Source organism: Streptomyces sp. NPDC059443, assembly GCF_042750105.1.
Lineage (GTDB): Bacteria > Actinomycetota > Actinomycetes > Streptomycetales > Streptomycetaceae > Streptomyces.
This window is the reverse complement of sequence record NZ_JBHYVM010000014.1, coordinates 69,145-81,965: the sequence shown is the minus strand read 5'-3', so window position 1 is coordinate 81,965 and position 12,821 is coordinate 69,145. Positions and strand designations below refer to the sequence as shown.

Below are 12,821 nucleotides of genomic sequence, written 5' to 3'. Positions count from 1 at the left end.
GACATATGGGTGAACCACCACCACCGGCTCGGCTCGGACATCGGGCTCAGCTGTCTGATGAAAACGTTCCACTATCCCCGGACGAACAGGATGTCCATCGCCCTCGCCACCGTGTGGTCGTTCGCGGACCGCGAGGACGGTGCGTTCGCCCATCAGCTGCTGGACGACGCCAGGCGACTGTTGGCCTCGGACCTGTCCGGCCCGGAGCTGTCCGTGCTGTGGCGTGCGGGGACGTTCGGTGACTTCGACCTGGAGGCCTGCGGGATCGAGGGACGCCAGTGGCTCACCTGGATCGAGGAGATCGCCGAGTACCGGATCACCTGGAACGTGGGGAACGCACCCGTCCCGGTGGATCCGCCACCCGCTCGTGGGCTGGGGGAAGCGGTGCTGGGTGAGATCGCGCTGGTGGCCCGGGACCTGGAGTCGGCCACGGCCGGGCACGCCTACGCGGCGGTGTCCGGCGTGGTTCCGGCGCTGCGCCGGGTCGTCTCCGAGGTCGATCCCGATCTCGGGTTCAGGCTGCTGCTACGGGTGGTCAAGTCCTACTCCGTGGTGATCGGCCCCGAGCGGGTCGAGGCCTACCGCGCGCTCGCGGAGCCGATGGGGCTGGAGCGGGACGTAGTGGACGATGGTGATTTCAACCTCCGTCGTGACTGATCCCGCCTGAGCGGCGCCCGGAGAAAACCCGAGGGCGGCACCCCGGATCCTCATCGGATCAGGGGTGCCGCCCTCGGTCTCTGTGCGGCAGAGTTCTGACGGCGGGTGCGAGGTCAGTCGCGGGCGCCGCCGCCCAGGTGGTGGACGCGGACCATGTTGGTCGTGCCCGGGACGCCGGGGGGCGAGCCGGCCGTGATGATCATGGTGTCGCCCTTGTTGTAGCGCTTGAGCTTGAGCAGCTCGGCGTCCACGAGGTCGACCATCGCGTCGGTGTTGTCCACGTGGGGGACCACGTAGGAGTCGACGCCCCAGCTCAGGGTGAGCTGGTTGCGGGTGCCCTCGTCGGTGGTGAAGGCCAGGATCGGCTGGGAGGCGCGGTAGCGCGACAGCCGGCGGGCGGTGTCACCGGAGTGGGTGAAGGCGACCAGGGCCTTGCCGTCGAGGAAGTCCGCGATCTCGCAGGCCGCACGGGCGACGGCGCCGCCCTGGGTACGGGGCTTCTTGCCCGGGACCAGCGGCTGGAGGCCCTTGGACAGGAGCTCCTCCTCGGCCGCCTCGACGATCTTCGACATCGTCTTGACGGTCTCGATCGGGTAGGCGCCGACCGAGGATTCGGCGGACAGCATGACCGCGTCCGCGCCGTCGAGGATCGCGTTGGCCACGTCGGAGGCCTCCGCGCGCGTCGGGCGGGAGTTGGTGATCATCGACTCCATCATCTGGGTCGCGACGATCACCGGCTTGGCGTTGCGGCGGCAGAGCTCCACGAGGCGCTTCTGCACCATCGGGACCTTCTCCAGCGGGTACTCCACGGCCAGGTCGCCACGGGCCACCATGACCGCGTCGAAGGCGGCCACGACGCCCTCCATGTTGGCGACGGCCTGCGGCTTCTCGACCTTGGCGATGACGGGGACCCGGCGGCCGACCTCGTCCATGACCTTGTGGACGTCCTTGACGTCGTTGGCGTCACGCACGAAGGACAGGGCGACCATGTCGGCGCCCATCCGCAGGGCGAAGCGGAGGTCGTCGATGTCCTTTTCCGACAGGGCGGGGACGTTGACGGCGGCACCCGGCAGGTTGATGCCCTTGTGGTCCGAGATGACACCGCCCTCGATGACGATGGTCTTGACCAGGGGGCCCTCGACCGAGGTCACCCGGAGCTCGACGTTGCCGTCGTTGATCAGGATCGGGTCGCCCTTGGAGACGTCGCCCGGCAGACCCTTGTAGGTGGTGCCGCAGATGGACTTGTCGCCCGGGACGTCCTCGGTGGTGATGGTGAACTCGTCACCGCGGACGAGTTCGACGGGACCCTCGGCGAAGGTTTCCAGACGGATCTTCGGGCCCTGGAGGTCGGCGAGGACGCCGACGGCACGCCCGGTGTCCGCGGAGACCTGCCGGACGCGGTCGTACCGCTCCTGGTGTTCTGCCTGGGATCCGTGGCTGAAGTTGAATCGGGCCACGTTCATACCGGCCTCTACGAGCGCTTTCAGCTGCTCGTAAGAGTCGACGGCGGGGCCCAGCGTGCAGACGATTTTGGAACGGCGCATGGAGCGGATCCTATCGGTTTGTTTCGTAGCGGAATATTCCGTCTGGTGGAAAGTCCAAAGTGACTACCGGGTAACCAGCTCGTACGTCTGGCTGGCGATCTCCAGTTCCTCGTCCGTGGGGACCACGGCCACGGCCACCCGGGCGTACTCCGCGGAGACCAGGCGCGGCTCGGGGGACCGTACCGAGTTCGCCTCCAGGTCGAGCGCCAGACCCAGCTCGGCCAGACCGGCCAGGGCCATTTCCCGGATCGACGAGGAGTTCTCGCCCACGCCCGCCGTGAAGGCGACCGCGTCGACCCGGCCCAGGACCGCCGAGTAGGCACCGATGTACTTCTTCAGGCGGTGGACGTACGAGGCCAGGGCCAGGCGCGCCGAGGCGTCGCCCTCGTCCGCCCGCCGCTGCACCTCGCGCATGTCGTTGTCGCCGCACAGACCCAGCAGACCGCTCTTCTTGTTCAGCAGCGAGTCGATCTCGTCGATCGACATGCCGCCCACCCGTGCCAGGTGGAAGACGACCGCCGGGTCCAGATCGCCCGAACGGGTGCCCATGACCAGCCCCTCCAGCGGGGTCAGTCCCATCGAGGTCTCCACGCAGACCCCGCCGTGCACGGCCGAGGCCGAGGCGCCGTTGCCCAGGTGCAGCACGATCACGTTCACGTCCTCCTCGGCCTTGCCGAGGAGCCTGGCCGTCGCCCGGGCCACGTAGGCGTGGGAGGTGCCGTGGAACCCGTACCGCCGGATGGAGTACTTGTCCGCCGTCGCCGCGTCGATCGCGTACCGGGCCACGTGCTCCGGCATCGTCGAGTGGAAGGCCGTGTCGAAGACGGCCACCTGGGGCAGGTCCGGGCGGAGCTCGCGCGCCACCTCGATGCCCGTCACGTTCGCCGGGTTGTGCAGCGGCGCCAGCGGGATCAGCGCGCGGATCTCGGCCAGCACCGCGTCGTCGATCAGCGTCGGGTGCGTGAACTTGGTCCCGCCGTGCACCACCCGGTGGCCCACGGCCGCCAGTTCGGGGGAGTCCAGGCCCAGCCCGTCGGTGGCCAGCTCCGCCGCGACCGCCCGCAGCGCGGCCGCGTGGTCCGCGATCGGTCCTTCGTGCACGCGCTTGCCGCCGGCCGCGCCCGGTCCGGTCAGCGGCTCGTGCGTGAGCCTGGAGGTCGCCTCGCCGATGCGCTCCACCAGACCGACCGCCAGGCGGGAGGAGTCCGCCATGTCGAGCAGCTGGTACTTCACCGACGAGGAGCCGGAGTTGAGGACGAGTACGCGCGATGCGGTCACGATGGAGGTCATTCCTTCTGGGTGAGGGCTCGGTGGAGGGCTCGGGTGCGGGAGGGTCAGCCGGCCACGGGCCGGGACTGCGCCTGGATCGCGGTGATGGCGACGGTGGTGACGATGTCCTGGACCAGTGCGCCGCGCGAGAGGTCGTTGACCGGCTTGCGCAGGCCCTGGAGGACCGGGCCGACCGCCACGGCGCCCGCGGAGCGCTGCACGGCCTTGTACGTGTTGTTGCCGGTGTTGAGGTCCGGGAAGATCAGCACCGTGGCGCGGCCGGCCACCTCGGACCCGGGCAGCTTGGTCAGCGCGACCGAGGGCTCCACGGCGGCGTCGTACTGGATCGGGCCCTCGATCAGCAGGTCGGGACGGAGCGCGCGGACGATCTCGGTGGCCTTGCGGACCTTGTCCACGTCCGCACCCGAACCGGAGGTGCCGGTCGAGTACGAGAGCATCGCGATCCGCGGCTCCAGCCCGAAGGCGGCCGCGGTGGTCGCCGACTGGACGGCGATGTCGGCGAGCTGCTCGGCGTTGGGGTCCGGGTTGACGGCGCAGTCCCCGTAGGCGAGGACCTTGTCGGCCAGGCACATGAAGAAGACCGAGGAGACGATGGACGCGTCGGGCTTGGTCTTGATGATCTCGAAGGCCGGGCGGATGGTGGCGGCGGTGGAGTGGACCGAGCCGGAGACCATGCCGTCGGCGAGGCCCTCCTGGACCATCAGGGTGCCGAAGTAGTTGACGTCGGTGACCACGTCGGCGGCCAGCTCGACCGTCATGCCCTTGTGGGCACGGACCTTGGCGTAGTACTCGGCGAACCGTTCCCGCAGCGGGGAGGTCGCCGGGTCGATGAGCTGGGCGGAGGAGATGTCGATGCCCAGGTCGGCGGCCTTCTTCAGGATCGCCTGCTCCTCGCCCAGCAGGGTGAGGTCGCAGACCCCGCGGCGCAGCACCACGTCCGCGGCGCGCAGTACGCGTTCCTCGGTGCCCTCGGGGAGCACCACGCGGCGGCGCTCGGCGCGGGCCTGCTCCAGCAGCGTGTGCTCGAACATCATCGGCGTGACGCGCTCGGAGCGGGCCACGGACAGCACGCCCCGCAGCTCGGCGGTGTCCACGTGACGCTCGAACAGGCCGAGCGCGGTCTCCAGCTTGCGCGGGGTCGCGGAGTTCAACCGGCTCTGCAGGGCGAAGAGTTCGGCGGCCGTCGGGAAGCTGTTGCCGGCCACCGAGATCACCGGGGTGCCGGGCGCCAGCTTCGAGGCCAGCGTCAGGATGTCCCGGCTCGGACGCTCGTTCAGCGTGAGCAGCAGACCGGCGATCGGCGGGGTGCCGGAGGTGTGCGCGGCCAGCGCGCCGATGACCAGGTCCGAGCGGTCCCCGGGGGTGACGACCAGGCAGCCGGGGGTCAGGGCGTTGAGGAAGTTCGGCAGCATGGCGCCGCCGAAGACGAAGTCCAGGGCGTCGCGGGCCAGACCGGCCTCGTCGCCCAGGAGCACCTCGCCGCCGAGCGCCTGGGTGATCTGGGCGACCGTCGGGGCCGACAGGTGCTTGTCGTCCGGGAGTACGTAGCAGGGCACGGGGAGCCGGGCGGCCAGCCGCTCCGCTATCACCTCGCGGTCCTCGGCGGCCACCCGGTTGACGACCATCGCGCCCACGTGGCAGCCCAGCGCCTCGTACGCCCGGTAGGCGTTGCGGGCCTCGGCGCGCACGGCCTCGGCGGGGTGCTTGGTGCCGCCCACGACGGGGATGACCAGCGCGCCCAGCTCGTTGGCGAGGCGGGCGTTGAGGGCCAGCTCGTCGGGGAGGTTGGTGTCGGCGTAGTCGGTGCCGAGGACGAGCATGACCTCGTAGTCGCGGGCCACCTCGTGGTAGCGGTCGACGAGCCGGGAGACCAGTTCGTCGGTCCCGTGCTCGGCCAGGATGGCGGAGGCCTCGTGGTACTCCATGCCGAAGGCGGTCGAGGCGTCCTGCTCGATCCGGTAGCGGCCCTTGAGGAGGTCGAAGAGCCGGTCGGGCCCGTCGTGCAGCAGGGGGCGGTAGACGCCCACCCGGCCCGTCTGGCGGGTCAGGAGCTCCATGATCCCCAGCTCGACGACCTGCCGGCCGTCCCCCCGCTCGATACCGGTCACGTACACGCTGCGCGTCACGCGTGCTCTCCGTCCCAATCGTATGAATGTCGGTACAGCCCCACCATGATCCTCGCCGCTGCGGGGCGGATCTACGAGTCGGTTGTCCCGGTTAGTGTGGACTTGACCTCTTGACGATACCCCCGTGGATCGACAGGACGCCCGCCGGGAAAAGGGCCTGTCCGGGTGGGCCGAAAGGCCTTCCGGGCGCCTTGTGCGGGGAGCACCACAGAGCGCGCTCCACCCCCTGACCGTGGAACAATCGGACAGGCTTCATCAATACGTCCTTCATATGACCCCTCATATGACCCCTCATATGTACGACCGTCCGGCCGGGCGCCCGCACGCGAACGGCCAGGTACGACCAGGAGCAGGAGACACAGCACGATGCGTATCGGAGTTCTCACCGCAGGCGGCGACTGCCCGGGCCTCAACGCTGTCATCCGGTCGGTCGTACACCGTGCCGTGGTCGGCCACGGGGACGAGGTCATCGGTTTCGAAGACGGCTTCAAGGGCCTCCTCGACGGCAACTTCCGCCCCCTCGACATCAACGCCGTCAGCGGCATCCTCGCCCGGGGCGGCACCATCCTCGGCTCCGCCCGCATGGAGCGCGCCCGCCTCCACGAAGCGGCCGAGAACGCCACCGAATTGGCGAAGCGCTACGGCATCGACGCCCTGATCCCGATCGGCGGCGAGGGCACGCTGACCGCCGCCCGGATGCTGTCGGACGCCGGCATGCCCGTCGTCGGCGTGCCGAAGACCATCGACAACGACATCTCCTCCACCGACCGCACCTTCGGCTTCGACACCGCCGTCATGGTCGCCACCGAGGCCATCGACCGCCTCAAGACCACCGCCGAGTCTCACCAGCGGGTCATGGTCGTCGAGGTCATGGGCCGCCACGCGGGCTGGATCGCCCTGGAGTCCGGCATGGCCGGCGGCGCCCACGGGATCTGTCTGCCGGAGCGCCCCTTCGAGGTGGACGCCCTGGTCAAGATGGTGGAGGAACGATTCGCCCGCGGTAAGAAGTTCGCCGTCATCTGCGTCGCCGAGGGCGCGCACCCGGCCGAGGGCTCCATGCCGTACGAGAAGGGCGCGATCGACGCCTACGGCCACGAGCGCTTCGCCGGCATCGGCAACCGCCTCGCCGTCGAACTGGAGCGGCGCCTGGGCAAGGAAGCCCGCCCCGTCATCCTCGGCCACGTCCAGCGCGGCGGCACCCCCACCGCCTACGACCGCGTCCTCGCGACCCGCTTCGGCTGGCACGCCGTCGAGGGCGTCCACCGCGGGGACTTCGGCAACATGACCGCCCTGCGCGGCACCGACATCGTCATGGCCCCGCTGGCCGACGCCGTCACCGAGCTGAAGACCGTACCCGAGGACCGCATGTACGAGGCCGAGTCGGTCTTCTAGGTCCTCCGGACCCCTCCGCGGGACCTTCCTCCCGACTTCGGCGGCCGAACGGCCCCGGCGCGATCCTCGTGCGGACGCGCCGGGGCCGTTCGTCGTACCGGCCGCGTCCGCGCGGTGTGTCCTACGCCGCACCGCCGGCGGCGTGCCAGAAGTGGTCCACGATGTCCGCGAGGAACTCGCGCCCCGCGTCCCCGCTGGCGGCTTCGCCCCCTCCGCCGCCCCAGCTGAGGGTCGCCACCATCTTCGACTGGTAGTCGACGTGCAGCTGCTCCAGCACCCGCTCCAGGTGGGCCTTGGGCACCGGAAGCAGCTTGTTCAGCGGTTTCACGTACGCCTGCCAGCGGGTGGTCGCCGCGCTGCGCAGCATGTCGGCCAGTTCCTCGTTCTTGCCGGTCGCCGTCACGAACTGGGCCAGGCTCAGTCCGAGCACCGTGGCCAGGGCGGCGGACTGCCGCTCGTTGCCCTTCCAGCGGCCGGTCTCCTCCATCTTCTGGTACGAGTTCGACTCCAGGCCGATCCGCCGGGCCAGCTCGTCCACGGCCAGACCCCTGGCGATCCGGTGCTCCCGCAAAGTGACCGGCTCGGCGAGCAGCTCGCCGGGGGAGCACCAGAGCACACCGGCGAGGGCCGTGAGTTCGGCGGAGGTGGGCGATATCTCGCCACGCTCCCACCCCATCACGGTCTCGGGCGTGACGATCAGTCCGTACTGGGCGCGCAGGCCGTAAGCGACATGGCCGGGCGCCATGCCCAGGGCCGCGCGGAGACGACGCGCGGCGGGGGCATTGAAAGGTGGGCTGGAGTGCACACGCCACACCGTAGGAGTGGCCGAGGTGCGGCGACTACAGACCAAACAAACAAGCCCATAAGTCGTAGGAACGTCCTATGGTGTAAAGGGCTTTGGTCGGTTTTCCCTGCGACTGTCCGGTAATCGGATCGATCGGTGATCCACTTCCTAGCGTACGTTTCCGGCCGGTCGAAGCGATAGCCCCCTGCGTGACCTCCCTCACAGGCTTGCGAACGTCGTGAACCGGCCACGCGGCCGGTACGTACTCCCGGGCGGAGGTCCTCGCTCACGGGGGTGGCGAGGGCCTCCCCGTATCCCTCTCCGGATCCCCCTCCGGACCCCTCCTCGGATCTCCTCTTGCCTTGACGTCGACGTCAAGGATTACGTTCGGGCCATGCGAATCGGCGAACTGGCCGAGCGGGCGGGCATCAGCACCCGGACGCTCAGGTACTACGAGTCACGGGGGCTGCTGCCCGCGCGGCGTGACGGCAACGGCTACCGCACCTACGACGAGGAGGACCTGCGGCTGCTTCGCGAGATCCGCACGCTCCAGGACTTCGGCTTCGAGCTGGAGGAGACCCGCCCGTTCGTGGAATGCCTGCGGGCCGGGCATCCGGCCGGCGACTCCTGCCCGGCCTCGCTCGTCGTCTACCGCCGCAAACTCGCCGAGCTGGACGCCCTGCTCGGCCGCCTCGCAGAAGTGCGCGACCAGGTGGCGGGCCAGCTGGCCGAGGCCGAGGCCGAGGCCGAAGCGGCGGCGCGGCCCAGATGCGAACTGACCGGCTGAGACCGACCGGGACCCAATGACCGGAAGAGGGGAAAGAACGATGAAGGCTCATGGCGTGCAAGAAGTGACCGACGCGGACTTCGAGGCGGAGGTGCTCGGCGAGCGCGGCCGGCCCGTCCTCGTGGAGTTCACCGCCGACTGGTGCGGCCCGTGCCGCCAGCTCGCGCCCGTCCTGTCGGCGATCGCCGCCGAGGAGGCCGACCGGCTCAAGGTCGTCCAGATCGAGGCGGACCGCAACCCCGCCGCCCTCGCGCGGTACGGGGTGCTGTCCATGCCGACCCTGCTCGTCTTCCGCGACGGCGAGCCCGTCCGGCAGATGGTCGGGGCCCGGGCCAAGCGCAAGCTCCTCCAGGAGCTGGAGGAGCACATGGCCCGGGCGACGACGGCTCCGGCTCCCGCTACGGCATCGGCCTGAGCCAGACCGTGGCCAGCGGCGGGAGGGTCAGGCGCAGGCTCGCCGCCCGCCCCTGGGCCGCCACCGGCTCCGGCCGCAGCGGCTGCGCGTGGTGGACGCCGCTGCCGCCGTAGGGCTCCCGGTCGGTGTTGAGCACCTCCCGCCACAGCGACACCTCCTCCGGGACCCCGATCCGGTACCCGTGCCGGACCACCGGGGAGAAGTTCGAGACGCACAGCAGCTGCGAGCCGTCCTGCGCGAACCGCAGGAACGCGAAGACGTTGTCCTCCGCGGCGTCCGCCTCCACCCACGCGAAGCCCTCCGGCGCGGTGTCCCGTTCCCACAGGGCGGGCGCCGCCCGGTAGGTGCGGTTCAGGTCGCCCACGAGGCTGCGTACGCCCCGGTGGTCGCCGGCCGCCGCGTAGGAGGAGTCCAGCAGCCACCAGTCCGGCCCGTACGTCTCGGACCACTCCGAGCCCTGCGCGAACTCCTGTCCCATGAAGAGGAGTTGCTTGCCGGGGTGGGCCCACATGAAGCCCAGGTACGCCCGGTGCGCGGCCCGCTGCTGCCACCAGTCCCCGGGCATCTTCGACACCAGCGAGCGCTTGCCGTGCACCACCTCGTCGTGCGAGATCGGCAGCACGTAGTTCTCGCTGAACGCGTAGACCATCCCGAAGGTCATGTCGTGGTGGTGGTACTTGCGGTGCACCGAGTCCTTCGACGCGTAGCGCAGGGTGTCGTGCATCCAGCCCATGTTCCACTTCAGGCCGAAGCCGAGCCCGCCCCCGTCGGTGGGCCGGGTGACGCCCGGCCACGCGGTGGACTCCTCGGCGATCGTCACCACGCCGGGGCAGCGGCGGTAGACGGTCGCGTTCATCTCCTGGAGCAGGGCGACCGCGTCCAGGTTCTCCCGGCCGCCGTGCTCGTTCGGGGTCCACTCGCCCTCGGAGCGCGAGTAGTCGAGGTAGAGCATCGAGGCCACCGCGTCCACGCGCAGCCCGTCGACGTGGAACTCCTGGCACCAGTAGACGGCGTTGGCGACGAGGAAGTTCCTGACCTCGCGGCGGCCGTAGTCGAACTCCAGCGTCCCCCAGTCCGGGTGCGCGGCCCGCTGCGGGTCGTGGTGCTCGTACAGCGGCCGTCCGTCGAACTCGGCGAGCGCCCAGTCGTCGCGCGGGAAGTGCGCCGGCACCCAGTCGACGATCACCCCGATCCCGGCCCGGTGCAGGCAGTCCACCAGGAAGCGGAAGTCGTCCGGGGTGCCCATCCGGGAGGTCGGTGCGTAGAAGCCGGTGACCTGGTAGCCCCAGGAACCGCCGAAGGGGTGCTCGGCGACCGGCATCAGCTCCACGTGCGTGAAGCCGAGCTCCGTCACGTACGCGGGCAGCTGCTCGGCCAGCTGCCGGTACGAGAGCCCCGGCCGCCAGGACGCCAGGTGCAGCTCGTACACGGAGAACGGGGCCTGGTGCGGCGGGCGGGCGCCGCGCGTCGCCATCCACTCGGCGTCCTGCCAGACGTAGGAGGAGGCCGTCACCACCGAGGCGTTGGCCGGCGGGACCTCGGCGTGCTTCGCCATCGGGTCGGCGCGCAGGGTGTGCGAGCCGTCAGGGCGGGTGATGTCGTACTTGTACAGGGCGCCCGCGCCGACCCCCGGCAGGAACAGCTCCCACACGCCGGTCGCGCCGAGCGAGCGCATCGGATAGGCGACCGAGTCCCAGTGCGAGAAGTCCCCGGTGACCCGTACCCCCTGGGCGTTCGGCGCCCACACCGTGAACCGGGTGCCGGCCGTGCCCTGGTGCTCCATCGGCTCCGCGCCGAGCGCCGTCCACAGCTCCTCGTGCCGGCCCTCGCCGATCAGGTGCAGGTCGAGTTCGCCGAGCGCGGGCAGGAAGCGGTAGGGGTCGTGGACCTCCACCTCGTCGCTGTCGTACGCCACCAGCAGCTTGTAGTCCGGTACCCCGGTCAGCGGCAGCAGCCCGGAGAACAGCCCGTCCCCGTCGTCGAAGAGCTCGGCCCGCAGCCCCTTGGCGAGGATGGTCACCGCCTTCGCGTACGGGCGCAGCACCCGGAAGGACACCCCGCCCCGCTGGACGCGGGCGCCCAGCACCCCGTGGGGATCGTGGTGGCGGCCCTCCAGGAGCCGGGCCCGTTCCTCCGCTCCCAGCGCGGGCGCCGGCCGGACCCCGTGCGGCGGGGCGGCCCGGCGGGCCCGCGGCGGCCGGGTCTTCTTCGCGCCCGGTTCGAGGGACGGGCCGGGGGCGGGGGTGGTGACGGCGACAGCGGCTTCGTCGCGGACGGTCGGTGACGGCTGTCGTGCGGCGCTCACGCGAGCGGCCTCCTCGGGGGCTTCGGGTGGGGGGTGGCTCCGCCGGGGGCGGGCGGATGGGTGCGGTGGGAAGGGGGGCGCTGGGGTTCGGACAGCCGGCGGATCGCGGCCATCGGCACGTGCAGCCAGTCGGGGCGGTGCCGGGACTCGTACCGGGCCTCGTACACCGCCTTGTCGGTCTCGTACGCGCGCAGGAGTACGGGGTCCTCGCGCGGGTCCCGTCCGGTGGTGCGGGCGTAGCCCTCGCAGAAGGCGGCCCGGCAGGCGTCCGCCCAGGCGGGGGCGAAGGGCCGGTGCGAGCGGGCGGCGTAGTCGAAGGAGCGCAGTATCCCGGCGATGTCCCGGACCGCGGGCTCGGGGCGGCGCCGGTCGGCCAGCGGCCGGGCCGGTTCGCCCTCGAAGTCGATCAGCGCCCAACTGCCGTCCGCGGTGCGCAGGGTCTGGCCCAGGTGCAGGTCTCCGTGGATCCGCTGGGCGGGGACCCCGGCCCCGCGGGAGGCGGCCAGCGCGTCGAAGGCCCCGCGCAGGCCGGCTTCGTAGGGCCGCAGCGCGGGCACCTCGCGGGCGGTGGCGGCCAGCCGCGCGGTCATCCCGGCGGCCAGCCGGGCCGTCTGCTCCGGACCCAGCGCGACCGTCGGCAGGGCCCCGGCCAGCGCACTGTGCACCTCGGCGGTGGCCCGGCCCAGCGCGTGCGCCTCGGCGGTGAAGTCGGCCCCGGCGCGCAGCCGGTGCAGCGCGAGCTGCCAGCCGTCGTCGGAGCCGCGCAGGTACGGCTGGAGCACGCCCAGGGTCAGCGGTTCGGAGCCGGGCAGCTCGGCCTCGTACCAGGCGACCGGCGCGGGCACCCGGGCGCAGCCGGCGGTGGCCAGGGCGCGGGGGAGCTCCAGATCGGGGTTGACCCCGGGGCCGACCCGTCTGAACACCTTGAGGATGTACGAATCCCCGTAGATCAGGGAGGAGTTGGTCTGTTCACCGGACAGCGGCCGGGGCGTGGGGGCCTCGGGGATCACGGCGGCCGGGTCCCGGTCGAAGCGGAGCGGGCCGAAGGTTCCGGGGGAGCGCAGCCGCTCCAGCAGCAGCGAGGCGATCCGCGGATCGCCGAGGCCCTCGTAGACCGACTGGCCGGCGTACGGGCCCTGCTCGGCGCGGCCGATCAGCGTGGGCGCGAGCGCGGGCGGCAGCGGGCTCGGGCGGATGCCGAGCAGCAGCTGGTAGCAGTCCCCGTCCACGTCCAGCAGCAGGTGCAGGAGTCCGGGCGCGGAGCCCGGCGGCAGCAGTTCGGCGGCTGAGATGGTCCGCAGTCTTCCGATGGCGCGGCCCTTGCCCGCGAACCAGCGCTGCGCGGGCAGCCAGGCCCTCAGCATCGGCTCCAGCGGGCCGAGCCCGGCGGCCCGGTCGGCCGTGAGCCATTCCCGGGCGGATGCAGCCTCCGACATGGCGTCGCGTCCTTTCCCCGGGCCGTCAAAGAATGCGCAGAGTGTCCCGGATCGCATGGGTTGCTTCTCCGGTGTGTGCGAGTGT

General features: G+C 71.3%; 10 protein-coding genes. 4 read left to right on the top strand and 6 right to left on the bottom strand.

Translation table 11 applies throughout. The features are described from left to right. Nucleotides 1-9: 9 nt before the first annotated feature. Entirely contained in the window at nucleotides 10-657 is a 648-nt protein-coding gene (locus tag ACFXDJ_RS16115; protein WP_384664052.1) for a hypothetical protein, read from the top strand. A 113-nt stretch (nucleotides 658-770) separates the two neighbouring features. Here the strand turns inward: ACFXDJ_RS16115 and pyk are convergent, their stop codons facing one another. The 3 genes from pyk to pta all read right to left on the bottom strand — a co-directional run bounded on the left by pyk (nucleotide 771) and on the right by pta (nucleotide 5,617). Further along, on the bottom strand, nucleotides 771-2,201 hold the full coding sequence (gene pyk, locus ACFXDJ_RS16110; protein WP_384654948.1) for a pyruvate kinase: 1,431 nt from the start codon (nucleotides 2,199-2,201) through the stop codon (nucleotides 771-773). A 63-nt stretch (nucleotides 2,202-2,264) separates the two neighbouring features. After that, entirely contained in the window at nucleotides 2,265-3,479 is a 1,215-nt protein-coding gene (locus ACFXDJ_RS16105; RefSeq protein WP_384654952.1) for an acetate kinase, read from the bottom strand. 56 nt (nucleotides 3,480-3,535) lie between these two features. Further along, the gene (gene pta / locus ACFXDJ_RS16100; protein WP_384654946.1) at nucleotides 3,536-5,617 is read right to left on the bottom strand and encodes a phosphate acetyltransferase; all 2,082 of its coding nucleotides are present in this window, start codon (nucleotides 5,615-5,617) and stop codon (nucleotides 3,536-3,538) included. A 366-nt stretch (nucleotides 5,618-5,983) separates the two neighbouring features. On the opposite strand from pta, the gene ACFXDJ_RS16095 reads away from it, so the two are divergent. Further along, complete coding sequence (locus tag ACFXDJ_RS16095) at nucleotides 5,984-7,009, top strand: ATP-dependent 6-phosphofructokinase (protein WP_384654943.1); 1,026 nt, start codon at nucleotides 5,984-5,986, stop codon at nucleotides 7,007-7,009. A gap of 121 nt (nucleotides 7,010-7,130) precedes the next feature. On the opposite strand, the gene ACFXDJ_RS16090 is transcribed toward ACFXDJ_RS16095, so the two are convergent. Next, entirely contained in the window at nucleotides 7,131-7,814 is a 684-nt protein-coding gene (locus tag ACFXDJ_RS16090) for a helix-turn-helix domain-containing protein (protein ID WP_384654940.1), read from the bottom strand. Nucleotides 7,815-8,187: 373 nt separating this feature from the next. Here ACFXDJ_RS16090 and ACFXDJ_RS16085 point away from each other — a divergent pair, with 373 nt between their 5' ends. Next, nucleotides 8,188-8,580, top strand: coding sequence for a MerR family transcriptional regulator (locus tag ACFXDJ_RS16085; protein ID WP_384654936.1), 393 nt, complete (start codon nucleotides 8,188-8,190; stop codon nucleotides 8,578-8,580). Between the two features lie 40 nt (nucleotides 8,581-8,620). Further along, nucleotides 8,621-8,995 carry a thioredoxin family protein gene (locus ACFXDJ_RS16080; RefSeq protein ID WP_384654933.1) on the top strand — a complete coding sequence of 125 codons (375 nt, stop codon included), beginning with the start codon at nucleotides 8,621-8,623 and terminating at the stop codon, nucleotides 8,993-8,995. Here the strand turns inward: ACFXDJ_RS16080 and glgB are convergent. Both glgB and ACFXDJ_RS16070 read right to left on the bottom strand, forming a co-directional pair. Continuing rightward, nucleotides 8,979-11,300, bottom strand: coding sequence for a 1,4-alpha-glucan branching enzyme (glgB, locus tag ACFXDJ_RS16075; protein WP_384654930.1), 2,322 nt, complete (start codon nucleotides 11,298-11,300; stop codon nucleotides 8,979-8,981). The two genes, ACFXDJ_RS16080 and glgB, sit on opposite strands and share 17 nt — an antisense overlap. Then, entirely contained in the window at nucleotides 11,297-12,736 is a 1,440-nt protein-coding gene (locus ACFXDJ_RS16070) for a maltokinase (protein WP_384654927.1), read from the bottom strand. Before ACFXDJ_RS16070 ends, glgB begins: the two co-directional genes overlap by 4 nt. Nucleotides 12,737-12,821 lie beyond the last annotated feature (85 nt).